The organism is Alicycliphilus denitrificans K601 (assembly GCF_000204645.1).
GTDB classification, from domain to species: Bacteria; Pseudomonadota; Gammaproteobacteria; order Burkholderiales; family Burkholderiaceae_C; genus Alicycliphilus; species Alicycliphilus denitrificans.
In genome coordinates this window covers 4,288,851-4,311,428 of the sequence record NC_015422.1, presented here as the reverse complement: position 1 = coordinate 4,311,428, position 22,578 = coordinate 4,288,851, and the positions used below count along the sequence as shown (strand labels likewise).

Sequence of the window (22,578 nt, the reverse complement as noted above, 5' to 3'; positions counted from 1 at the left end):
CCGCCACGCCCTCGCCGTGCGAGAGTGTGGCGGCAAAACATCAGGGTCGAGCCGGCGCCGCCTTTCCCGTGTGCCGGCCGATAAAATCCGACGCCGTAGACGCACATGGGGCCTACCGGCCGCATGCAGGCGGCAAGCCGTGCCTACCCACCCCCGATGGACACAAGCATTCTTCAAGGAAATCACATGCAAAAACCAAGCCGTTTGTTGCTCGCAACCCTGGCACTGCTGGGTACTTCTGCCGTCTTCGCACAGAGCAGCGTCACCCTGTATGGCCGCATCAACACCACCGTGGAACGCCAGAAGGACGGCGGCGTCAGCACGACCGGCATGTTCAACAATGCTTCGCGCTGGGGCGTCCGTGGTACTGAAGACCTGGGTGGCGGCCTGAAGGCGGGCTTCCAGCTCGAAAGCGGCTTCGCGTCCGATACCGGCACCGGCACGGGCTGGCCGGGCCTGGCCACCGTCGGCAACGGCCTGAACTTTGGCCGCCAGAGCGAAGTCAACCTGGCCGGCGGCTTCGGCATGGTGCGCCTGGGCAATTTCGTGCCCGAGTCGTACTACGCGACTGCCGACTACGTGAGCATGCACAACCACGACACCGGCTCGTCGTCCGACGCCCTGTACTACGACCCCGTGTGGTTCGGCGGCCTGGGCACCAAGAACAAGATCGGCTACCGCACCCCCAGCCTCGGCGGCCTGACCGTCGATGCCGCCGTGCTGCTGCACGAAAGGGCCGCCGGCACCAACGACAAGAACGGCTACGACCTGGCTGCCAACTACAACATGGGCCCCCTGCACCTGGGCCTCGGCTACAGCTCCGTCGACAGCAACTACCAGGTGGGCCTGCGCGCCCTGTACACGTTCGGCCAGTTCACGGTGGGCGGCTACTACCAGCGCAACAAGGATGACAACCAGATCGTCACCACCGGCGCCGGCACGCGCAACAACTTCCGCCTGTCGGGCATGTACGCCCTGGGTGCTTCCGAGTTCCACGTGAACGTGGGCCACGCCAACTCCTGGAGCAACGTCAACGACTCGGATGCCACGCAGTGGACCCTGGGCTACAACTACAACCTGAGCAAGCGCACCAAGGTGTACACCTACTACACCCGCGTGAACAACGGCAACAACGCTGGCTACAACGTGACGAACTCGGGTTCCGACTTCAGCTCGTTCGCCCTGGGCGTGCGCCACAACTTCTGATTCCCGGGCAGCGTAAGCTGCCTGCAATCCAGGCCTGATCCAATGGAGCCGGGCCTGCGATCGGACAGGACAGGCCCCACACGGATGTGTGGGGCCTTTTTGTTGGAGCCCCTTTTGTGTTGACGACAACTTTCAGGAGACAAGCATGTGGAAGCTCGTGCTGGGTTTTGTGGTGTTCGCGGTGATCGCGCTGTTCGTGATCATGAAGGCGGGAGACCAGGTGGACATGAGCGGCGAAAAGCATGGCGTGGAGGCCGTGCACGCGCCCGAGCCGGCGGCGGCGCCCGCTTCGGCAGCCAGCGCCGCGCAGTAAGGCTGCCGGCCCCGATAAAAAAACCCGCAGGCCGTGGCCTGCGGGTTTTTTTCATGTGCTGCCTTGGGTCAGCGGCGGAACTTGCCGTCGGCGCCGATGATGGACAGGTCCGCGAAGTCGAGCCCCGTGTGGTCATTCTCGCCGTAGGAGACGAGCAGGCCGCCCAGGTCGAGCTGCTGTATCGATTCGAGCGCCGACTGGATCTTCTCCCGCGTGGGCTTGGGGCCGGCGCGGCGCAGTCCTTCGACCAGCACCTTGGCGGCGGCGAAGCCTTCGAGCATCGCGGGGCTCACCTCGCCCTGGCCGCGTGCCTTGTTCAGCTCGATCGCCTCCCGGACCATGGGATAGCCCAGGCTGCGTTCGTTGGGGAAGACCTGGGACACGATGACGCCGCGCGCGTGCTCGCCCAGGCTCTTGATGAAGCCGTTGGAGGCGTTGTTCGACAGCGTCACGAGCTGTGCCGTTGAGCCCGCCTTGCGCAGCGCCGCATAGCCGTCGACCACGGTGGTGCCCGAGCCGATGATCATCACGGCCTGTGCCTGCGCCTGCGCGATCTTCGCCGCCGGGGGAGCGAAGTCGGGCTGGGCGCGGTTGAATTTCTCCAGCACCACGGGCTCCAGCCGGGCCTGCGCCAGGCCCTTCTGCGCGCCGGCCACGCCGTCGGCGCCGAAGCTGTCGTCGGCATACAGCACGGCGATGCGCGTCATGCCCAGCGAGGCCAGGTGGGCCATGGCCTTCTCGGCCTCGCGCTGGTAGGTGGCGCGCACGTTGAAGACATGCTTGCGCACGGGCTGGTGCAGCACCATGGCGCCCGTGGAGGGGCCCACGAGGGCCACGCCATGCTTGTCCAGGTGCGGGATGATGGCCTCGGTGTGTGGCGTGCCGCGCGTGAGGAACATGACGTGCACCTTCTTGTCCTCGATCAGCACGCGCGCGTTCTCGCCGGCGGTCTTGGGGTCGAACTTGTCGTCCATGGCGATCAGCTCGATCTTCTGGCCGTGGACTCCGCCCTTGGCGTTCACCGCGTCGATGAAGAGCCTGGCGCCCGCGGCGGTTTCCTGCACGCCTGGACCGACCACGCCCGAAAGCCCCGCGGTCTGGCCCACCAGGATCTGGGCCTGGGCCGTGCCCAGCAGCGCGCCCAGGGCCAGGGCCGCTCCCCATTTCTGCCATGCCTGCATGGTCTCGCCTCTCCTTGGTTGATGCTGCGCGGCAGTCTACCGGATCGGGTGCCCCGAAGGGATGTTTTGCACGAGGCGAGCGTGCGATCCGCGCATCCCTAGAATGTTCGGCCTCGAAGCAGAAAGAACCCCCATGACCCAGGGACTGATCCGTATCCACGGCGCGCGCCAGCACAACCTCAAGAACCTCGACCTGGACATCCGCACGGGCGAGCTCACCGTGGTGACCGGCCCGAGCGGCTCGGGCAAGTCCAGCCTGGTGTTCGACACGCTGTACGCCGAGGGCCAGCGCCGCTACGTGGAGACTTTCAGCGCCTATGCGCGCCAGTTCCTGGACCGCATGGACAAGCCGGCCGTGGACAAGGTGGAGGGCGTGCCGCCGGCCATCGCCATCGACCAGACCAACCCCGTGCGCAGCTCGCGCTCCACCGTGGGCACGATGACGGAGCTCAACGACCACCTGAAGCTGCTGTTCGCGCGCGCCGGCCAGCTGTTCGACCGCAAAACGGCGCTGCCCGTGCGCCACGACTCGCCCGACACCATTTACGCCGAGCTGCAGCGGCGCTGCGCTGCCGAGGGCGACCCGCGCATCGTGCTCACCTTCCCCGTGGAGCTGCCGGCCGGCATCACGGCCGAGCAGCTCGAACAATGGCTGTCCGCCAGCGGCTTCACCAGGGTGCAGGCCGAGCGCGAGCGGGACGGCAGGAAGCTGCTCGACGTGGTGGCCGACCGTTTCCGCATGGGCGGCGCCGAGCGCGTGCGCGTGGTCGAGGCCATCGAGGTGGCGCTCAAGCGCGGCGGCGGGCGGCTCAATGTCTATCGCTTGCGCGACGAGAGCGAGAGCGAGCTGTGGCGCTTCTCCACCGGCCTGCACTGCCCCGAGAGCGACCTGCGCTACGCCGAGCCCATCGCCTCGATGTTCTCCTTCAACTCGGCCGTGGGCGCCTGCGATACCTGCCGGGGCTTTGGCCGCGTGATCGGCGTGGACTGGGGCCTGGTCGTCCCGAACGAGAAGCTCACGCTGCGCGCCGGCGCCATCAAGCCCATACAGACGCCCGCGTGGAAGGAATGCCAGGACGACCTGATGCGCCATGCCGAGGCCGCGGGCATTCCGCGCGACACGCCCTGGTACAAGCTCACGGCCGAGCAGCGGCAATGGGTGATCGAGGGCACGCCGGGCTTCAAGGAGGGCAACTGGAACAGGCAGTGGTACGGCATACGGCGCTTCTTCGCGTACCTGGAGAGCAAGGCCTACAAGATGCACATCCGCGTGCTGCTGTCCAAGTACCGCAGCTACACGCCATGCCCCGTGTGCGCGGGCGCGCGCCTGAAGACCGAGAGCCTGCTGTGGCGCATCGGCAGCAAGGAAGACGCCGACACGGTGCTGGACCCCGCGCGCCGCTTCATGCCGCAGGGCGTTCAGTGGACCCGCGCGCAGCTGGAGGCGCTGCCGGGGCTGTGCCTGCATGACCTGATGATGCTGCCGATCGAGCGGCTGCGGCGGTTCTTCGCGCGCCTGGGGTTCGCCCCCGCGCAGGGCAAGGACGCAGGGCCGGGCGAGGGGGAGCGGCAGGCGCTGCAGCTGCTGCACGAGGAGATCTCCACGCGCCTCAAGTACCTGTGCGACGTGGGCATCGGCTACCTCACGCTGGACCGGCAGAGCCGGACCCTGAGCGGCGGCGAGGTGCAGCGCATCAACCTCACCACGGCGCTGGGCACCAGCCTGGTCAACACACTGTTCGTGCTGGACGAGCCCAGCATAGGCCTGCACCCGCGCGACATGCACCGCATCACCGAGGCCATGCTGCGCCTGCGCGACGCGGGCAACACGCTGGTGGTGGTGGAGCACGACCCGGCCGTCATGCTCGCGGCCGACCGCATCCTCGACTTCGGTCCCGGCCCGGGCGAGCGCGGCGGCCGCATCGTGTTCGACGGCACGGTGGGCGAGCTGCGCCGCGCGCCCACGCTCACGGGCCAGTACCTGGGCGGGCGCAGGCACATCGGCACGGGCCTCAAGCGCCTGGTGACGGATTCCACGCCGCGCCTGATCCTCGAAGGCGCGCGCGAGCACAACCTGCAGGGCCTGACGGTGGAGTTCCCGCTGCAGCGCCTGGTTACCGTGACCGGTGTGTCGGGCTCGGGCAAGTCCACGCTGATCCAGGACGTGCTCGCGCCCGCGCTCATGCGCCACTTCGGCAAGGCGACCGAGTCGCCCGGCGCGCATGACCGGCTGCTGGGCGCGGACCACCTGAGCGACGTGGTGTTCGTGGACCAGTCGCCCATCGGCAAGACGGCGCGCTCCAACCCCGTGAGCTATGTGGGCGCGTGGGACGCCATCCGCGAGCTGTTCGCCGTGGCGCCGCTCGCGCGCGAGCGCGGCTACACCGCGGCCAAGTTCAGCTTCAACTCGGGCGACGGGCGCTGCCCCTCCTGCGGCGGATCGGGCTTCGAGCATGTGGAGATGCAGTTCCTGTCGGACGTGTACCTGCGCTGCCCCGACTGCGACGGCAAGCGCTACCGGCCCGAGGTGCTGGAGGTGCGCATCGAGCGCGGCGGCAGGCTGCTCAACGTGGCCGACGTGCTGGAGCTGACCGTGCACGAGGCCGCTGAGGCGTTCGCGGGCGACCGCGAGGTGATCCGCGCGCTCGCGCCCATCGTGGACGTGGGGCTGGAATACGTGCGCCTGGGCCAGCCCGTGCCCACGCTGTCGGGCGGCGAGGCGCAGCGCCTCAAGCTCGCGGGCTTCCTGGCCGAGGCCGCGCGCACCCAGGCCAAGTCGCGCCAGCCCGTCGCGCGCAAGGGCACGCTGTTCCTGTTCGACGAGCCCACCACGGGCCTGCACTTCGACGACATCGCCAAGCTCATGCGCGCGCTGCGCAAGCTCCTGGACGCGGGCCACTCGCTCATCGTCATCGAGCACAACCTGGACGTGATCGCCGCCTCCGACTGGCTCATCGACCTGGGGCCCGAGGGGGGCGACGCCGGCGGCCAACTCGTCGCCGAGGGCGCGCCCGAGGAGGTGCGCCGGCACCCGCACTCGCACACCGGCGCCGCGCTGCGCGAGTACGAGCAGGCGCTCGGAGAGGGCGGCCATTCGGTGCACGAGCAGCGCGCCGTGCTACGGAAAGAGAAGCTGCTGGCGCTTGATGGAAAAGCGCTGGATGCCAAAAACGCGATTGAAATCGTGAATGCCCGCGAGCACAACCTGCAGCACCTCACGCTGGACATTCCGCGCGGGCGCTTCAACGTGATCACGGGCGTCAGCGGCTCGGGCAAGTCCACGCTGGCCTTCGACATCCTGTTCAACGAGGGGCAGCGCCGCTACCTGGAGTCGCTCAACGCCTACGCGCGCTCCATCGTGCAGCCCGCGGGCCGGCCCGAGGTGGACGCCGTCTACGGCATACCGCCCACCGTGGCCATAGAGCAGCGCCTCTCGCGCGGCGGACGCAAGAGCACCGTGGGCACGACCACCGAGGTCTGGCACTTCCTGCGCCTGCTGTACGTGAAGCTCGGCGTGCAGCACTGCGTGCACGACGGCGCGGCGGTGCAGCCGCAGACCATGGAGAGCATCGCCGCGCAGCTGCTCACGCAGTTCCGCGGCCAGCACATCGGCCTGCTGGCGCCCCTGGTGATGAACCGCAAGGGCGTCTACACCGAGCTGGCCGACTGGGCGCGCCCGCGCGGCTACACCCACCTGCGCGTGGACGGCAACTTCCTGCCCACGGCGGGCTTCCCGCGCATCGACCGCTTCAAGGAGCACACCATCGAGCTGCCCGTGGCCAGCCTGCACGTGTCGGCCGAAAAGGAGGACGCGCTGCGCGCTCAGCTTGCCAAGGCGCTGGAGCTGGGCAAGGGCGTGGTCCACGTGCTCAGCCACCTCGACGGCCTGCAGGAGGCGCTGCAGGACGGCGCGTCCACGGCCCACATCGGCCGGCTGCAGGTGTTCTCCACCAAGCGCGCCTGCCCCGTGTGCGCGACGAGCTACGCCGAGCTGGACCCGCGCCTGTTCTCGTACAACAGCAAGCACGGCTGGTGCCCCGACTGCGTGGGCACGGGCGTCAAGCTGACCAAGGAGCAGCGCAAGGCCTTCGACGACTCGGTGCAGTCCGACGACCGCGGCCGCGAGCAGACCTTCGCCGAGCCCGAGGTGGAAGACCTGGCGGACCTGGCCTGCCCCGCCTGCCAGGGCACGCGCCTGAACCCCGTGGCGCGCGCCGTGCGCTTCGCCGGCACGGCCATCACCGAGGTGGCGCACCTGTCGGTGAGCGAGGTGCGGCAGTGGATCGCGGGGCTGCAGCTCTCGGGCCGCATGACCCAACGGGATAACGACATCGCGCGCGACCTGGTCCCCGAGATCCAGAGCAGGCTCGAATTCCTGGAGGAAGTCGGCCTGTCCTACCTCACGCTCGACCGCGGCGCGCCCACGCTCAGCGGCGGCGAGGCGCAGCGCATCCGCCTGGCGGCGCAGCTCGGCAGCAACCTGCAGGGCGTGTGCTACGTGCTGGACGAGCCCACCATAGGCCTGCACGCGCGCGACAACCAGATCCTGCTGAACGCCCTGCACAAGCTCGGCGACAAGGGCAACACGCTGGTGGTGGTGGAGCACGACGAGGACACCATCCGCCGCGCCGACCACATCATCGACATAGGCCCCAGCGCCGGCAAGCGCGGCGGGCGCCTGGTGGCGCAGGGCACGGTGGCCGACGTGCAGGCCGCCGAGGACTCGCAGACCGGCCGCTACCTGCTGCACGCCATGCGCCATCCGCTGCAGGCGCGGCGGGTGGTTCATGCTCCTGAAAACGGAGCTTCTGGCGCTCTTCGACAAACAGTTTCAGATACGAAAACATCTGAAAACAAGGAGGGGAAAGCGCTGGCAGCTAGCAAAACAGAAGCTGCCCAGCCCCTGGCCTGGCTCACCGTGCTGGGCGCCTGCCTGCACAACCTGCGGGACATCGACGCGCGCGTGCCGCTGCAGCGCCTGGTCGCCGTCACGGGCGTGTCGGGCTCGGGCAAGTCCACGCTGGCGCGCGACGTGCTGCTGGCCAACGTGGCGGCCTGGGTGGGCCAGCGCGCCACCAAGGCCGGGCGCGAGGCCATGGACGCGGGCAAGGCGCCCGCGCTCGTGGGCTGCAAGGGCCTGCAGGGCTTCGAGACCATCGACCGCGTGCTGGAGGTGGACCAGACGCCCATCGGCAAGACGCCGCGCAGCTGCCCCGCCACCTACATCGGCTTCTGGGACACCATCCGCAAGTTGTTCGCCGAGACGCTGGAGGCCAAGGCGCGCGGCTACGCGCCCGGGCGCTTCAGCTTCAACACGGGCGAGGGCCGCTGCCCCGGCTGCGAAGGGCAGGGCATGCGCACCATCGCCATGAGCTTCCTGCCCGACGTGAAGGTGCCCTGCGAGGTCTGCCACGGCGCGCGCTTCAACCCCGAGACCCTGGCCGTCACCTGGCGCGGCAAAAGCATCGGCGACGTGCTGCAGATGGAGGTGGACGAGGCCGTGGAGTTCTTCGCCAGCATGCCCAGCATCGCGCACCCGCTGCAGCTGCTGAAGGACGTGGGCCTGGGCTACCTCACGCTCGGCCAGCCCAGCCCGACGCTCTCCGGCGGCGAGGCCCAGCGCATCAAGCTCGTGACTGAACTGACCAAGGTGCGCGACGACGTGGGCCGTCGCGGCCAGAAGGCGCCGCACACGCTCTACGTGCTCGACGAGCCCACCGTGGGCCTGCACATGGCCGACGTGCACAAGCTCATCAAGGTGCTGCACCGCCTGGTGGACGGCGGCCACAGCGTGGCCGTCATCGAGCACGACCTCGACGTGATCGCCGAGGCCGACTGGATCATCGACCTGGGCCCCGAGGGCGGCAAGGACGGCGGCACCATCGTGGCCGCAGGCACGCCCGAGGACCTGGTGCGGCTGGGCACGCACACGGGCCGGGCGCTGGCGCCGGTGCTGGCGCGCGCATGATGCGGCGTTCGCCGTGCCCTTCAATGATGGCCGGGCTGGTAGCTGCCGGCCTCGGTGCGGAACGACACCGACAGCCGGTTCCAGCCGTTGATGGCGACGATGGCCAGCGTCAGGTCCACCAAAGCCTTCTCGTCGAACTGCCGGCGCGCCTGCTCGTACACCTCGTCCGGCACCTGCTGGTCCTTGAGCAGGGTCACGGCCTCGGCCCAGGCCAGCGCGGCGCGTTCGCGCTCCGTGTAGCAGGGCGCCTCGCGCCATGCGGGGAGCAGGTACAGGCGCTGCTCGTCCTCGCCGGCGGCGCGCGCGTCCTTGGTGTGCATGTCCAGGCAGAAGGCGCAGCCGTTGAGCTGCGAAACGCGCGTCTTCACCAGTTCCAGCAGGCCGTGCTCCAGCCCGCTCGCGCGCGCGTGCAGTTCCAGCGCGAGCATGGCGGCAAAGCCCTTGGGCGATGCGTTCTTGTAGTCCAGGCGTTGTGTCATCGAAAGCTCCTAGCCATCCAGGCCGCCGCGCTGCAGCAGGAAGCCGCGCATGGCGACGGCGTTGTTCACGGTCTCGTCATGTGCCGAATACACCAGCGTCACCACGCCGTGGCGCGCGCGCTCGCGCAGCGCGTCGAAGGCCGGGCGCTGCGCGCGCAGCTCGGCGGCGTAGCGGCGGCGGAACTCGTCCCACAGGGCCGGGTCGTGGTTGAACCACTGGCGCAGTTCGGTGCTCGGGGCCAGCGCCTTGGTCCATTCGGTGAGCGCCAGCGCCTCCTTCTTCACGCCGCGCGGCCACAGCCGGTCGATCAGGATGCGCGCGCCGTCCTCGGCCGCGGGCGGCTCGTAGGCGCGCTTGATGCGGACATGGTGGGGTGGGATGGTCTTGTCCATGGCATGGTCCTGCAGGGCCCAACACCCGGGCAGGATAAGCGCCCCTGCGGCTTCGGCCGCCAGCAGGGGTATTGGCCGCGGCACCCATCGCGGCCGCCGGCGCGCCGACCAGGCCGCGCGGGCTTTTCTTACAGGGTGTGTGGGGGGGGCGTGGCTCACGCGCTCCCGGCCACGCCCTTCCTGGGATCGAACCATATTCAACCACCCTGGAGCACTCAGCATCATGAATGCCTTCCTCAGAACCTCTTGCGCCGTCATGGTGGCCGCCGCCCTTCTTCTCAGCGCTTGGGGTGGCGGCAACGACGACGATCCCACACCCAGCGACCAGCTCGGCGTGTTGACGGTCACGGGCGCTGCCGTGGAAGGCCTCAACGGCGTTTATGACGACGGTAACGTCAACCTCACCAATGTGGACAAGAAGAACCCCATCGGCTCGTACCTCGGAGGTGTGTACCTTCTGCTTCGACGGTGTCAACCGCGTGGGTGGCAGCGGGCAGGCGTTTGGCGACATCCGCTACCGGCCCGATGCCAGCGTGGTGTACGAGGCCTTCTTCACCTTCCTGGACCATGAGTTCCGCGCCGACGATTGGAGCGACGTCGCCGTGGTGCCCATGCGGCCCAACCGTCCCTCGGGCTGCTGATCCATCGGCCCGCTTCCGCTTGCCCCTCGTCTCCGCAGCGGGATCTGCCCCGGCCACCCTGGCGGTGCCGGGGCTCGTTTCTTCCCGCACACGGCAGGGAGTGAATGGGACAATAACGGCCATGACCGCAGCCCACCGCCCCGACACCCTCACCATCACCCGCCCCGACGACTGGCACCTGCACGTGCGCGACGGAGACCCCCTGCACACCGTCGTGCCGCACACGGCGGCGCAGTTCGGGCGCGCCATCATCATGCCCAACCTGCGCCCGCCCGTGACCACGGTGGCCCAGGCGCTCGACTACAAGGAGCGCATCCTGGCCGCCGTTCCGCAGGGCGTGTCGTTCGAGCCCCTGATGACGCTGTACCTCACCGACAACCTGCCGCCCGACGAGATCGCCGCTGCCCGCGATGCCGGCGTGGTCGCGTGCAAGCTCTACCCCGCGGGCGCCACCACCAACAGCGACGCGGGCGTAACCGACATGCGCAAGACCTACGCGACGCTGGAGGCCATGCAGAAGGCCGGCCTGCTGCTGCTGGTGCACGGCGAGGTGACGAGCAGCGACATCGACCTGTTCGACCGCGAGGCCGTGTTCATCGACCGGCAACTGATCCCGCTGCGCCGCGACTTCCCCGAGCTCAAGATCGTCTTCGAGCACATCACCACCCGCGAGGCCGCGCAGTACGTGGCGGACAGCGACGCGTACACCGCGGCCACCATCACCGCGCACCACCTGCTGTACAACCGCAACGCCATCTTCACGGGCGGCATACGCCCGCACTACTACTGCCTGCCCGTGCTCAAGCGCGAGCTGCACCGCCAGGCACTGGTGCAGGCGGCCACCAGCGGATCTGCCAAGTTCTTCCTGGGCACCGACAGCGCGCCGCACCCCGCGCACCTCAAGGAGCACGCCACGGGCTGCGCCGGCTGCTACACCGCGCACGCCGCCATCGAGATGTACGCCGAGGCCTTCGACAACGCGGGCGCGCTCGACAGGCTGGAGGGCTTCGCCAGCTTCCACGGCCCGGCCTTCTACGGCCTGCCGCGCAACCAGGGCACGATCACGCTGCGCCGCGAAAGCTGGATGCCGCCCGACAGCTTCCCCTTCGGCGAGGCCGACCTCAAGCCACTGCGCGCGGGCGAGGCGCTGCCGTGGCGGCTGGTGGGGTGAGCTGCCCGCCTGCGCAGCCCTGCCTGGACGCCATCGACTGGCGGCGCCCCTGGCTGGCACCGCTGGCATCCATGGGGCAGCGCGTGGCCGCGCGCGTGCAAGCCGGCGCCGGCGTGGCCGATGCGCTCAACGCGCTGATCGACGAGGGCGCTGCCCCGCCGCCCGGCGTGCGCTTCGTGCCCCAGGCGGCGCTGCCGCCGGGCATGGCCTACGAGCAGTTCATCCACGCCGAAGGCCGCGTACCCACGCGCGACAACCTGCACGACTTCTTCAACGGCCTCGTCTGGCTGCATTACCCGGCCGCCAAGCGCCGCTTCAACCGGCTGCAGGCCGGGGTGATAGCGGCCGAGGGCGTGGGCGCGGTGCGCGGGCCGCTGCGCGACGCGCTCACGGTGTTCGACGAAAACGGCGCCGTGCTGCTGGCCCCGCCCGCCCTGCACGAGGCGCTGGCCGCGCGCCAATGGCGCAGGCTGTGCGTGGAGCTGCGCCCGCTGTGGCGGCAGGCGCGGCTGCTGCTCATCGGCCATGCCCTGCTGGAAAAGCTGGTTTCACCACGAAAACAGGTCACGGCTCATGTCTATAAAGCGCATGCAGCTACTGAAAGTGTAGTGAACGTGGATGGCTGGCTGGCCGCCGGCCTGTCGGCGCAGCGGCTGGCGGCCAAGCCTTTCAATCCCCTGCCGGTTCTGGGCGTGCCAGGCTGGTGGCCCGAAAACGAGAACTTTTGCTTTTATGATGACTCTCTCGTTTTCCGCAGCGCGCGCATCGCATAAGCCATAAACAACAGGTGCCTGTCGCTGGCCGCGTGGCTTGAACTGCCCCGCTTTATCCCCACCTTGTTGTCTGCCCATGGCGCGGCGCCGCGGGCGGCTTCCTGTCCTTGTCCGGAGAACCCTTCGATGAAACGCATTGCGCTCTTTCTGCTGACCAACGTCGCCGTGGTGGTGGTGCTGGGCATCGTCGCCAGCCTGCTGGGCGTGAACCGCTACTTGACGGCCAACGGCCTGAATTTGGGCGCGCTGCTCGGCTTCGCCTTCGTCATGGGCTTCGGCGGCGCCATCATCTCGCTGCTGATGAGCAAGCCCATCGCCAAGATGAGCATGGGCGTGCAAATCATCAACGCGCCGCGCAACGCCGACGAGGCCTGGATCGTCGAGACCGTGCGCGGCTTCGCCGACAAGGCCGGCATCCAGATGCCCGAGGTCGGCATCTACGAGGGCGAGCCCAACGCCTTCGCCACGGGCGCATTCAAGAACTCGGCGCTGGTGGCCGTTTCCACGGGCCTTCTGCAGGGCATGACGCGCGAGGAGGTCGAGGCCGTGATCGGCCACGAGGTGGCCCACGTGGCCAACGGCGATATGGTGACCATGGCGCTGATCCAGGGCGTCATGAACACCTTCGTGGTGTTCCTCTCGCGCGTGATCGGCTACGCGGTGGACAGCTTCCTGCGCAGGAACGACGAGAACAGCTCGGGCCCCGGTATCGGCTACATGATCACCACCATCGTGCTCGACATCGTGCTGGGGTTCCTGGCCGCCATCATCGTGGCCTGGTTCTCGCGCCAGCGCGAGTTCCGCGCCGACGCCGGCGCCGCCCAGCTCATGGGCCGCAAGCAGCCCATGATCAACGCCCTGCACCGGCTGGGCGGCATGCACCCGGGCCAGATGCCCCAGAGCCTGCAGGCCATGGGCATCACGGGGAACATCGGCAAGCTGTTCTCCTCGCACCCGCCCATCGAGGAGCGCGTGGCTGCACTGCAGAACCTGCGCTGAACGGATCTTTACCTCCACTTCACAAGCCCCTGTCAACAACTGGCGGGGGCTTTTTCGTTGTGGAGATGACTGTCAGGAGAGCACCGTGATTCTTACATCGACGTTTACGACGGGCCTGCGCCGCGCGCTGCCGGCCCTGGCGCTGGCCGCCGCCGGCCTGGCGCTGACCGGCTGCGTGGTGGCACCGGCCTATCCGGCGGGTGACGTGGTCTACGCCTCCTCGGCGCCGCCGCCCCTGCAGGCCGAGGTGGTCCCCGTCGCGCCCTCGCCGGTGCATGTGTGGATCAATGGCTACTGGGGCTGGGGCGGCGGGCGCTATGCCTGGACGCCGGGCTACTGGGCCGTGCCGCCGCGCCCCGGCTATGTCTGGCACCCGCGCCGCTGGGACCATGGGCCGCGCGGCTGGCAGCAGCGCGGCGGCCGCTGGGGCCCGCGCTGAAATACCTCCTGAGCCGCTTCGCGTTTCCATGCAGCCGCCGGAAGCGGTTGCTCTCTAGGCTCGTCCAAGCCTGCACGGGAAGGCTTGGACGAGCCGTCGCAACGACTCAAAGATCGATCTCATTTATCGATAGCCATAGTAGGCCAAGACGTTCGGATCTCGTTCTGAGCCAGGCTCAAACGCTTCGATCAGCACCTGATCAGGCGCTTCCAGCATAAAGTAGCCGCCGCCTTTCGAGTGGCGAATCGGATTGGGCAGGTGTACGCCCGCGGCTTTCATGCGGTCATACAAATCCTGCAGGCCGACAACCTGCATACCCAAATGGTGTATCGCATTGCGGCGCAGTTCGCGGGGGGCCTGATCGTAGAAATGCAATGCACCGATACCGATACGCATGAACACGTTGCGTGAACTGAACAGCCCCGGATTTCGAGGAGGCACCAACTCTTGAGAAGATGGAGCCATGAACAAGTCACCGAAGTTCTCCCCGGAAGTCCGCGAGCGCGCCGTTCGCATGGTGCAGGAGCACCGAGCCGACTACCCGTCGCTGTGGGCAGCCATTGAATCGATTGCGCCCAAGATTGGCTGCGTGCCGCAGACCTTGAATGACTGGGTCAAGAAGGCCGAGGTCGACAGCGGCCAGCGCCCCGGCACCACCACGGCAGACGCCCAGCGCATCAAGGAACTGGAGCGTGAGGTCAAAGAGCTGCGCCGGGCCAACGACATCCTGAAGACGGCCAGCGCGTTTTTCGCGCAGGCGGAGCTCGACCGCCGATTGAAGTCTTGAAGAACTACATCGACCGCCACCGTGATGACTACGGGGTCGAGCCCATCTGCCGGGTGCTGCAGATGGCCCCGTCGTGTTACTGGCGCCACGCAGCCCGGCAACGCAACCCGCAACTGCGCAGTCAACGCGTCCAGCGTGACGAGGGTTTGAAAGCCGACATCCAGCGCGTGTGGCACGCCAACTGGCAGGTCTACGGGGCCGATAAGGTCTGGCTGCAGATGAACCGCGAGGGCATCGCAGTGGCGCGCTGCACGGTCGAGCGCCTGATGCGTGCCATGGGCTTGCAAGGAGCACGCCGTGGCAAGACAGTGCGCACCACCACGCCGGACACATCGGCACCGTGCCCGCTGGACCACGTCAACCGGCAATTCAAGGCCAGCCGGCCCAACGAGCTGTGGGTGTCGGACTTCACCTACGTCTCCACCTGGCAGGGCTGGTTGTACGTGGCCTTCGTGGTGGACGTGTACGCCCGGCGCATCGTGGGCTGGCGGGTCAGCCGCAGCATGCAAACGGACTTCGTGCTGGATGCGCTGGAGCAGGCGCTGTATGACCGCCAGCCAGCAGCCCATGCCTTGACGCACCATTCCGACAGGGGCAGTCAATACGTTTCCATACGCTACACCGAACGCTTGGACCAGGCGGGTATCCAGCCATCAGTGGGCAGCCGGGGTGACAGCTACGACAACGCACTGGCCGAGACCATCAACGGGCTGTACAAGGCCGAGCTGATTCACCGCCGGGGACCCTGGAAGACCAGGGAATCCGTGGAGCTGGCCACCCTGCAGTGGGTGCACTGGTTCAATCACGTCCGACTGCTCACGCCGATTGGGGGCATCCCTCCGGCAGAAGCTGAGGCAAACTACTGGAGGCAACTCGCCGTCAGCGACACCTCGACAGAGGTGTCAACTTAAACCAATCGGCCTCCTTGAAAGCCGGGGCGGTTCAGAGATCGAGACGGTGATGCCGTCGGCCTGCAGTCCCTGGCGGATCGTCTCGATCACTTCTCGTCCTCGCCCAGCAGGGACTGCAATTTTTTTCTAGCGCGCAACTCCAGCATCGCCTCGCCGTAGGCCTCCTGCAGATCCTTGAGCTGGCGCTCGTATTGCTCGCGCACGTCCTGCGGGTTGGCCTTCAGGGCGTTCTCCATCCCTTTGCGGCCGTCCTCCACCCAGCTCTCGATCTCCGAGGGCGGAAGATCATAGGACCGACTGGCCTCGGCCACGCTGGTCTTGCCCTGGATGATTTCCAGTACCAATGCCGTCTTGCGCTTCGCGGTCCAGCGCTTGATCTCTTCGTCCATCAACGTACTCATGGTGTTTTCCTCTCGACGGTAATACCTGAGCAGGTTTTCACTGGGTCAATACAGGCGACGCGCCATGCCCGGCCTTGGCCATCAGGAAGTCGATGCAGGTGCGCACGGCGCGCGTCTGGTGGCGGCCGGGCAGGTACATCAGGTACATGTGGCTGCCGAAGATGCTCAGGCGGTATTCCTGCAGCGCGAGCAGCACCTCGCCGCTGGCCACCTCGGCCTGCACCACGTAGTCGGGGACCAGGCCCACGCCCAGCCCGGCCAGGATGCCCTGGCGCAGGAACGGGAAATGCTCTGAGATCAGCGTGGGCTCCAGCAGCACCTCCTGGCGCTCCTTGCCCTGGTAGGCCGACAGGCGCAGCTGGTGCCCGATCACGCCGGCCGTGATCACCGGGCTGTTGCGCAGTTCGTAGAGCGTGGCGGGCAGGCCGTGCTCGGCCACGTAGGCGCGCGAGGCGCAGGCCACATAGCGCATGGGACCCAGGCTGCGCGCGATGACCGACAGCGGCGGTTCGGGAATGACGCGGATGACGATGTCCACTTCGTCGCGCAGGTGGTCGGCGCGGTTCTCGAACAGCACGTCCAGCACGATGCCGGGGTACAGCCGCTTGAACTCGATGAGCCAGTCGCTCATCACCATCTGGCCATAGCCGCTGGGCACGCTGATGCCCACGCGTCCCAGCAAGCCCTGGCCCAGGCTGGTCACGGTCTCGCGCGCGGCCAGCACTTCGTTGCGGATGGCGAGGCCATGCTCGTACAGGCGCAGGCCGACCTCGGTGGGCTCCACGCGGCGCGTGCTGCGCCGGATGAGCTGCACGCCCGCAGATTTTTCCAGCTGCGTCAGATGGTAGCTGACGTTGGCGCGCGTCATCTTGAGCTTGCGCGCCGCCTGGCTGAGGTTGCCGCTGTCGATGATCTCCACTAAAAGGGTGAGCGATTGCAGGTCCATTCTATCAATTGTCAAATTTTATTTGACGCTTTGTCAATGGATGATGTGATTGTTAAAACTGCCTGTCTATGCAGAATGGGTGTTTTCACTTTCCACCCGGAGACAACACGATGAGCGAGCAAGCCAGCGCTTCCCCCGTCCACATCCGCCTCGATGGCGAAGTACTGGTGGTCACCATCGACAACCCCCCCGTCAACGCGCTGCGCCAGGCCGTGCGCGCCGGCCTGCAGGAGGCCGTGGAGCAGCTGGAGCAGGACGCCGCCTCCCGCGCCATGCTGATCGTGGGCCAGGGCAAGGCCTTCATCGCCGGCGCGGACATCCGCGAGTTCGGCAAGCCGCCGATGGCGCCCTTCCTGCCCGAGGTGCTCAACCGCATGGAAGCCGGCGGCAAGCTGGTGGTGGCCGCCATCCACGGCCCGGCGCTGGGCGGCGGGCTGGAGGTCGCCATGGCCACGCATTACCGCCTGGCTCTGCCCGGCGCCAAGCTGGGCCTGCCCGAAGTCAACCTGGGCCTGCTGCCCGGCGCAGGCGGCACGCAGCGCTCGCCGCGCCTGATGGGGGCGCTGCCCGCGGCCGAGCTGATGCTCAGTGGCAAGCACCTGTCGGCCAAGGCGGCCCTGGCCGCCGGCCTGGTGGACAAGCTGGTCGAGGGCGACGACCCCGTGGCCGCCGGCCTGGCCTATGTGCGCGAACTGCTCGCCAGTGGCACGCAGCCGCGCCGCACCTGCGACCTGGAGGTGGCCGACAAGGCCGCCGCGCTGGCGGCGCTGGACCAGCTGGCCCAGGACACGGCCAAGAAGACGCGCGGCCTGTTCTCTCCGGCCAAGATCATCGAATGCGTCAAGGCCGCCGTGCAGATGCCCTTTGCCGAGGGCGTGAAGCGCGAGCGCGAGCTGTTCCTCGAATGCCTGAACAGCCCGCAGCGCGCTGGCCTGGTGCACGCCTTCTTCGCCGAGCGCGAGACCGCCAAGATCCCCGAGGCCAGGGCCGCAGCGCCGCGCCATTTCGCCAAGCTGGCCATCATCGGCGGCGGCACCATGGGCGCCGGCATCACCGTGGCGGCCCTGGACGCGGGCCTGTCGGTGGTGATGATCGAGCGCGACGCCGAGTCCATCGCGCGCGGCCGCAAGAACGTGGAGAAGGTCTACGACGGCCTGATCGCCAAGGGCCGCATGACCGCCGAGGCCAAGGCCGCCACCATGGCGCGCTACCAGCCCAGCACCTCGTATGACGACATCAAGGACGTGGATCTGGTGATCGAGGCGGTGTTCGAGGACATCGAGGTCAAGAAGGCCGTGTTCAAGGAGCTCGACCGGGTGTGCAAGAGCGGCGCGGTGCTGGCCACCAACACCTCGTATCTGGACATCGACGCCATCGCCGCCGTCACCAGCCGCCCGCAGGACGTGATCGGCCTGCATTTCTTCAGCCCGGCCAACATCATGAAGCTGCTGGAGATCGTCGTGCCCGCCAAGGTGGCGCCCGACGTGGTGGTCACCGCGTTCGAGCTGGCCAAGCGCATGAAGAAGGTGCCGGTGCGCGCCGGCGTGTGCGACGGCTTCATCGGCAACCGCATCCTATCGGTCTACCGCGAGGCGGCCAACTACATGCTCGAAGACGGCGCCAGCCCCTACGAGATCGATGCGGCCGTGCGCGAGTTCGGCTACCCCATGGGGCCGTTCCAGGTGTCGGACCTGGCCGGCGGCGACATCGGCTGGGCCACGCGCAAGCGCAAGGCTGCCACGCGCGATCCCAGGGCGCGCTACGTCGAGATCGCTGACCGCATCGCCGAGCGCGGCTGGTACGGCCAGAAAACCGGACGCGGCTGGTACCTGTACCCCGAAGGAGCGCGCACCGGCCAGCAGGACCCCGAGGTGCTGGCCATCGTGGACGCCGAGCGCACGAAGAAGGGCATCACGCCGCGCGCCTTCACGCACGAGGAGATCATGCGCCGCTACATGGCGGCCATGGTCAACGAGTGCGCCAAGGTGCTGGAGGAGGGCATCGCGCTGCGTCCGCTCGACATCGACGTGACCTTCCTGTTCGGCTATGGCTTTCCGCGCTGGCGCGGCGGCCCGATGCAATGGGCCGACATGCAGGGCCTGCCCAAGGTGCTGGCCGACATCGAAGCCTTCGCCAAGGAGGACGCGCTGTTCTGGCAGCCCGCGCCGCTGCTCAAGAAGCTGGTGGCCGAGGGCAGGAACTTCGCCAGCCTGAACCAGCGCGGCTGACGGCCGGCCCCCGCTCCTCCCCTCCCGAGGGGGGAGGAAACCGGCCCTCTTCATAGATTTCAATAAAAACCGCTCGAACGCCCGTCCACGCTGCGCAAGCAGCTATCGATTCCATAGAAACGCAGCCATTTCCAAGGAGCCTCCCATGCGCGAAGCCGTCATCGTTTCCACCGCCCGCACGCCGCTGGCCAAGTCCCACCGCGGCGAATTCAACGTCACACCCGGTGCCCAGCTGGGCGCCTTCTCGGTGCAGGCCGCGGTGCAGCGCGCCGGCATCGAGCCCGGCCTGATCGAGGACCTGATCTGGGGCTGCGGCTACCCCGAGGGCACGACGGGCCGCAACATCGGCCGCCAGACCGCGCTGCGCGCCGGCCTGCCGGTGACGGTGGGCGGCACCGTGATCAACCGCTTCTGCTCGTCGGGCCTGCAGGCCATCGCCGTGGCGGCCGGGCGCATCGTCATGGAGGGCGTGCCCGCCATGGTCGCCGGCGGCGTGGAGAGCATCTCGCTGATGCGCCCCGCGGGCCGCACCGGCACGGCCGACATGGACCCCTGGCTGCTCGAGCACAAGCCCGCGCTGTTCATGGAGATGATCGACACCGCCGACGTGGTGGCCCAGCGCTACGGCATCACGCGCGAGGACCAGGACGCGTTCGCGCTGCAGAGCCAGCAGCGCACGGCCGCCGCTCAGGCCGCCGGCGTGTTCGAGGGCGAGATCGTGCCCTGCGCCACCACCATGGCCGAGAAGAACAAGGAGACCGGCGAGGTCACCTACAAGAACGTGACGGCCACCATGGACAACTGCAACCGCCCCTCGACCACGCTCGAAGGCCTGGCCAAGCTGGAGCCGGTCAAGGGCCCGGGCAAGTTCGTCACGGCGGGCAACGCCTCGCAGCTGTCCGACGGCTCGGCCGCCTGCGTGCTGATGGAGGCCAAGGAGGCCGAGCGCCGCGGCCTCTCGCCGCTGGGCGCCTTCCGCGGCTTCGCCATCGCCGGCTGCGAGCCCGACGAGATGGGCATCGGCCCGGTGTTCGCCGTGCCGCGCCTGCTGGAGCGCACGGGCCTGAAGGTCGAGGACATCGACCTGTGGGAGCTCAACGAGGCCTTCGCCTCGCAGGCGCTGTACTGCCAGCGCAAGCTCGGCATTCCCAATGAGCGCCTGAACGTCAACGGCGGCGCCATCTCCATCGGCCACCCGTTCGGCATGACGGGCGCGCGCCTGGCGGGCCACGTCCTGCTCGAAGGCCAGCGCCGCAAGGCGCGCGGCGAGAAGGTCAAGTGGGGCGTGGTCACCATGTGCATCGGCGGCGGCATGGGCGCGGCCGGCTTGTTCGAGATTTTCTGAAAAGGCACCACCATGGACCTGCAATTCACCCCCGAAGAAGAGGCGTTCCGCGCCGAGGTGCGCGCGTTCCTCAAGGACCATCTGCCCCCGCAGCTCGCCGCCAAGGTCAAGGCCGGCCAGCGCCTGACGCGCGCCGACCAGGAGGGCTGGCACGCCATCCTGAACAAGAAGGGCTGGCTGGCCTACCACTGGCCCAAGGAGTACGGCGGCACCGGCTGGACGCCGATCCAGAAGTTCATCTTCGACGACGAGTGCGCCATGGCCGGCGGCCCGCGCCTGGTGCCGTTCGGCCTGTCCATGCTGGGCCCGGTGCTGATCAAGTACGGCAACGAGGAGCAGAAGAAGCGCTGGCTGCCGCGCATCCTCAATGGCGACGACTGGTGGTGCCAGGGCTATTCCGAGCCCGGCGCGGGCTCGGACCTGGCGAGCCTCAAGACGACGGCCGTGCGCGAGGGCGACCACTACGTCGTCAACGGCCAGAAGACCTGGACCACCCAGGGCCAGCACGCCAACATGATGTTCTGCCTGGTGCGCACCGACAGGCAGGCCAAGGCGCAGTCGGGCATCAGCTTCGTGCTCATCGACATGAACCAGCCCGGCGTGGAGGTGCGCCCCATCCGCACGCTGGACGGCGACGCCGAGGTCAACGAGGTCTTCCTCACCGACGTGAAGGTGCCGCTGGAGAACCTGGTGGGCGAGGAGAACAAGGGCTGGACCTACGCCAAGTACCTGCTGACCTACGAGCGCACGGGCATCGCCGGCGTGGGCTTCTCCATGGCCGCGCTGGAAAAGCTCAAGGCGATCGCCAGCCGCGTGCAGCGCAATGGCAAGCCCTTGGCGCAGGACCCGCAGTTCGCCACGCGCATGGCGCAGGTCGAGATCGACCTGAACAACATGGCCACGACCAACCTGCGCGTGCTCGCGTCGGTGCAGGGCGGCGGCGTGCCGGGGGCCGAGAGCTCCATGCTCAAGATCCGCGGCACGGTGATCCGCCAGGAGCTGCTGTCGCTGATCCGCCGCGCCATGGGGCCGTACGCGCTGCCCTACATCGAGGCCGCCCAGTTCGCCGAGTACGACCAGGAGCCCGTCGGCCCCAAGGAGGCCGCCACCGCCGCGGCCGCGTACTTCAACTACCGCAAGCTGTCGATCTTCGGCGGCTCCAACGAGATCCAGCGCAACATCATCTCCAAGATGATCCTGGGGCTGTGAGGGGACAGGCATGAACTTTGAACACAACGAAGACCGCCGCATGCTGGCGGACGCTCTGAACCGCTACCTGAGCGAGCAATACCCGGCGGAATACCGCAACCAGGCGGCCTATGGCGAGGCCGGCTACAGCGCCGAGACCTATGCCAAGCTGGCCGAGATCGGCGCCATCGGCGCGCTGTTCAAGGAGGCCGACGGCGGCCTGGGCGGCGCCGGCCCCGACATCCACCTGGTGTTCGAGGCCCTGGGCAACCACCTGGTGGCCGAGCCGCTGCTTGGCGCGCTGCTCGTGGGCCGCGCGCTGGCCGAGGCCGGCACGCCGGCGCAGAAGGCGCGGCTCGAAGACATCGTCGCCGGCACCGCGCTGGCGGCGCTGGCGCACGACGAGCCGGCCAACCATTACGAGCTGGGCCGCGTCGCCACCACCGCGAAGAGGAACGGCGATGGCTGGCGCATCGACGGCGCCAAGGCCGTGGTGCCGTTCGGCGACCAGGCGCAACTGCTGCTGGTGAGCGCGCGCACCGCGGGCGCCGTGGACGACGAGGCCGGCATCTCGCTGTTCCTCGTGCCGGGCGACGCGGCCGGCATCGGCGCGCGCGGCTATGGCCGCATCGACGGCGGCCATGCGGCCGAGCTCCGCTTCGCGGGCGTGCAGGTCGGCGCCGACGCGCTGCTGGGTGCCGAAGGCCAGGGTTGCGCGCTGCTCGAACGCATCGTGGGCTACGGCCTGCTGGCGCTCGCGGCCGAAAGCCTGGGCGCCATGGACAAGGCCAAGGGCGACACGCTGGAATACCTGCGCACGCGCAAGCAGTTCGGCGTGCCGATCGGCAGCTTCCAGGCCCTGCAGCACCGCATGGCCGACATGCTGCTGGAGGTGGAGCAGGCGCGCTCGGCCGTGATCAACGCCGCCGCGGCCATCGACGAGACCGACCGCGTGACGCGCGAGAAGGCCCTGTCGGCCGCCAAGTACAGCGTGGGCAAGATCGGCACGCTGATCGCGGAGGAGGCGATCCAGATGCACGGCGGCATCGGCGTGACCTGGGAGCTGCCGCTGGCCCACTACGCCAAGCGCCTGGTGATGATCGACCACCAGCTCGGCGACATGGACCACCACCTGGCGCGCTGGATGGCGCTGTCCGCCTGAGCCTTGCCGCACGCCCCCTCTCCCGCCGGCGGGAGAGGGTTTCAAGC

At 68.3% G+C, this 22,578-nt stretch carries 19 protein-coding genes and 1 other annotated feature; of the genes, 13 read left to right on the top strand and 6 right to left on the bottom strand.

Translation table 11 applies throughout. The features are described 5' to 3' along the window. Window positions 1-186: 186 nt before the first annotated feature. Window positions 187-1,206, top strand: coding sequence for a porin (locus ALIDE2_RS20475; RefSeq protein ID WP_013520566.1), 1,020 nt, complete (start codon window positions 187-189; stop codon window positions 1,204-1,206). A 145-nt stretch (window positions 1,207-1,351) separates the two neighbouring features. Further along, entirely contained in the window at window positions 1,352-1,519 is a 168-nt protein-coding gene (locus ALIDE2_RS25315; RefSeq protein ID WP_013520565.1) for a hypothetical protein, read from the top strand. A 68-nt stretch (window positions 1,520-1,587) separates the two neighbouring features. On the opposite strand, the gene ALIDE2_RS20470 is transcribed toward ALIDE2_RS25315, so the two are convergent. Then, window positions 1,588-2,700, bottom strand: coding sequence for an ABC transporter substrate-binding protein (locus ALIDE2_RS20470; RefSeq protein ID WP_013520564.1), 1,113 nt, complete (start codon window positions 2,698-2,700; stop codon window positions 1,588-1,590). A 133-nt stretch (window positions 2,701-2,833) separates the two neighbouring features. Between ALIDE2_RS20470 and uvrA the strand changes: the two genes are divergently transcribed. After that, entirely contained in the window at window positions 2,834-8,668 is a 5,835-nt protein-coding gene (uvrA, locus tag ALIDE2_RS20465; protein WP_013723030.1) for an excinuclease ABC subunit UvrA, read from the top strand. A 20-nt stretch (window positions 8,669-8,688) separates the two neighbouring features. Here the strand turns inward: uvrA and ALIDE2_RS20460 are convergent, their stop codons facing one another. Beyond that, complete coding sequence (locus ALIDE2_RS20460) at window positions 8,689-9,147, bottom strand: carboxymuconolactone decarboxylase family protein (RefSeq protein WP_013723029.1); 459 nt, start codon at window positions 9,145-9,147, stop codon at window positions 8,689-8,691. Between the two features lie 9 nt (window positions 9,148-9,156). Continuing rightward, entirely contained in the window at window positions 9,157-9,540 is a 384-nt protein-coding gene (locus tag ALIDE2_RS20455; protein WP_013723028.1) for a DUF488 domain-containing protein, read from the bottom strand. A 446-nt stretch (window positions 9,541-9,986) separates the two neighbouring features. On the opposite strand from ALIDE2_RS20455, the gene ALIDE2_RS25525 reads away from it, so the two are divergent. The 5 genes from ALIDE2_RS25525 (at window position 9,987) to ALIDE2_RS20430 (ending at window position 13,563) form a co-directional block, all read left to right on the top strand. Further along, complete coding sequence (locus ALIDE2_RS25525) at window positions 9,987-10,181, top strand: hypothetical protein (RefSeq protein ID WP_238530059.1); 195 nt, start codon at window positions 9,987-9,989, stop codon at window positions 10,179-10,181. Between the two features lie 121 nt (window positions 10,182-10,302). Continuing rightward, on the top strand, window positions 10,303-11,352 hold the full coding sequence (gene pyrC / locus ALIDE2_RS20445; protein ID WP_013723027.1) for a dihydroorotase: 1,050 nt from the start codon (window positions 10,303-10,305) through the stop codon (window positions 11,350-11,352). Beyond that, window positions 11,334-12,125 carry a DUF3025 domain-containing protein gene (locus ALIDE2_RS20440; RefSeq protein ID WP_013723026.1) on the top strand — a complete coding sequence of 264 codons (792 nt, stop codon included), beginning with the start codon at window positions 11,334-11,336 and terminating at the stop codon, window positions 12,123-12,125. The genes pyrC and ALIDE2_RS20440 overlap by 19 nt, the downstream gene beginning before the upstream one ends. A gap of 126 nt (window positions 12,126-12,251) precedes the next feature. Further along, window positions 12,252-13,124, top strand: coding sequence for a protease HtpX (gene htpX, locus ALIDE2_RS20435; RefSeq protein WP_013520558.1), 873 nt, complete (start codon window positions 12,252-12,254; stop codon window positions 13,122-13,124). Between the two features lie 85 nt (window positions 13,125-13,209). Further along, window positions 13,210-13,563 (top strand): YXWGXW repeat-containing protein, encoded by a 354-nt coding sequence (locus ALIDE2_RS20430; protein ID WP_013723025.1) that lies wholly within the window; start codon window positions 13,210-13,212, stop codon window positions 13,561-13,563. A 123-nt stretch (window positions 13,564-13,686) separates the two neighbouring features. Here ALIDE2_RS20430 and ALIDE2_RS24705 read toward each other — a convergent pair whose 3' ends face one another. Next, complete coding sequence (locus ALIDE2_RS24705) at window positions 13,687-14,028, bottom strand: VOC family protein (protein ID WP_193353131.1); 342 nt, start codon at window positions 14,026-14,028, stop codon at window positions 13,687-13,689. On the opposite strand from ALIDE2_RS24705, the gene ALIDE2_RS20420 reads away from it, so the two are divergent. After that, a protein-coding gene (locus ALIDE2_RS20420; RefSeq protein WP_085945337.1) for an IS3 family transposase occupies window positions 14,027-15,261 on the top strand; the annotation gives its coding sequence in 2 pieces (ribosomal slippage) (window positions 14,027-14,315 and window positions 14,315-15,261; 1,236 coding nt in all). The genes ALIDE2_RS24705 and ALIDE2_RS20420 overlap by 2 nt on opposite strands. Further along, window positions 14,305-14,421: a sequence feature (AL1L pseudoknot), on the top strand. Its footprint overlaps the gene before it by 117 nt. A gap of 86 nt (window positions 15,262-15,347) precedes the next feature. On the opposite strand, the gene ALIDE2_RS20415 is transcribed toward ALIDE2_RS20420, so the two are convergent. Beyond that, on the bottom strand, window positions 15,348-15,662 hold the full coding sequence (locus ALIDE2_RS20415; protein ID WP_013723024.1) for a DUF1153 domain-containing protein: 315 nt from the start codon (window positions 15,660-15,662) through the stop codon (window positions 15,348-15,350). A 37-nt stretch (window positions 15,663-15,699) separates the two neighbouring features. Next, entirely contained in the window at window positions 15,700-16,608 is a 909-nt protein-coding gene (locus ALIDE2_RS20410; protein WP_013520555.1) for a LysR family transcriptional regulator, read from the bottom strand. Window positions 16,609-16,718: 110 nt separating this feature from the next. Between ALIDE2_RS20410 and ALIDE2_RS20405 the strand changes: the two genes are divergently transcribed. The 4 genes from ALIDE2_RS20405 to ALIDE2_RS20390 all read left to right on the top strand — a co-directional run bounded on the left by ALIDE2_RS20405 (window position 16,719) and on the right by ALIDE2_RS20390 (window position 22,531). Further along, window positions 16,719-18,836, top strand: coding sequence for a 3-hydroxyacyl-CoA dehydrogenase NAD-binding domain-containing protein (locus ALIDE2_RS20405; protein WP_013723023.1), 2,118 nt, complete (start codon window positions 16,719-16,721; stop codon window positions 18,834-18,836). A gap of 145 nt (window positions 18,837-18,981) precedes the next feature. Next, window positions 18,982-20,181, top strand: a complete 1,200-nt coding sequence (locus ALIDE2_RS20400; protein ID WP_013723022.1) for an acetyl-CoA C-acyltransferase — start codon at window positions 18,982-18,984, stop codon at window positions 20,179-20,181. Between the two features lie 12 nt (window positions 20,182-20,193). Further along, window positions 20,194-21,390, top strand: a complete 1,197-nt coding sequence (locus ALIDE2_RS20395) for an acyl-CoA dehydrogenase family protein (protein ID WP_013723021.1) — start codon at window positions 20,194-20,196, stop codon at window positions 21,388-21,390. A gap of 10 nt (window positions 21,391-21,400) precedes the next feature. Then, on the top strand, window positions 21,401-22,531 hold the full coding sequence (locus ALIDE2_RS20390; protein ID WP_013723020.1) for an acyl-CoA dehydrogenase family protein: 1,131 nt from the start codon (window positions 21,401-21,403) through the stop codon (window positions 22,529-22,531). Window positions 22,532-22,578 lie beyond the last annotated feature (47 nt).

Excerpts from the sequence above, each read along its gene's own strand:
- ALIDE2_RS20475 (WP_013520566.1), top strand. The coding sequence starts at position 187 with ATGCAAAAACCAAGCCGTTTGTTGCTCGCAACCCTGGCACTGCTGGGT.
- ALIDE2_RS25315 (WP_013520565.1), top strand. The coding sequence starts at position 1,352 with ATGTGGAAGCTCGTGCTGGGTTTTGTGGTGTTCGCGGTGATCGCGCTG.
- ALIDE2_RS20470 (WP_013520564.1), bottom strand. The coding sequence starts at position 2,700 with ATGCAGGCATGGCAGAAATGGGGAGCGGCCCTGGCCCTGGGCGCGCTG.
- uvrA (WP_013723030.1), top strand. The coding sequence starts at position 2,834 with ATGACCCAGGGACTGATCCGTATCCACGGCGCGCGCCAGCACAACCTC.
- ALIDE2_RS20460 (WP_013723029.1), bottom strand. The coding sequence starts at position 9,147 with ATGACACAACGCCTGGACTACAAGAACGCATCGCCCAAGGGCTTTGCC.
- ALIDE2_RS20455 (WP_013723028.1), bottom strand. The coding sequence starts at position 9,540 with ATGGACAAGACCATCCCACCCCACCATGTCCGCATCAAGCGCGCCTAC.
- pyrC (WP_013723027.1), top strand. The coding sequence starts at position 10,303 with ATGACCGCAGCCCACCGCCCCGACACCCTCACCATCACCCGCCCCGAC.
- htpX (WP_013520558.1), top strand. The coding sequence starts at position 12,252 with ATGAAACGCATTGCGCTCTTTCTGCTGACCAACGTCGCCGTGGTGGTG.
- ALIDE2_RS24705 (WP_193353131.1), bottom strand. The coding sequence starts at position 14,028 with ATGGCTCCATCTTCTCAAGAGTTGGTGCCTCCTCGAAATCCGGGGCTG.
- ALIDE2_RS20415 (WP_013723024.1), bottom strand. The coding sequence starts at position 15,662 with ATGAGTACGTTGATGGACGAAGAGATCAAGCGCTGGACCGCGAAGCGC.
- ALIDE2_RS20410 (WP_013520555.1), bottom strand. The coding sequence starts at position 16,608 with ATGGACCTGCAATCGCTCACCCTTTTAGTGGAGATCATCGACAGCGGC.
- ALIDE2_RS20405 (WP_013723023.1), top strand. The coding sequence starts at position 16,719 with ATGAGCGAGCAAGCCAGCGCTTCCCCCGTCCACATCCGCCTCGATGGC.
- ALIDE2_RS20400 (WP_013723022.1), top strand. The coding sequence starts at position 18,982 with ATGCGCGAAGCCGTCATCGTTTCCACCGCCCGCACGCCGCTGGCCAAG.
- ALIDE2_RS20395 (WP_013723021.1), top strand. The coding sequence starts at position 20,194 with ATGGACCTGCAATTCACCCCCGAAGAAGAGGCGTTCCGCGCCGAGGTG.
- ALIDE2_RS20390 (WP_013723020.1), top strand. The coding sequence starts at position 21,401 with ATGAACTTTGAACACAACGAAGACCGCCGCATGCTGGCGGACGCTCTG.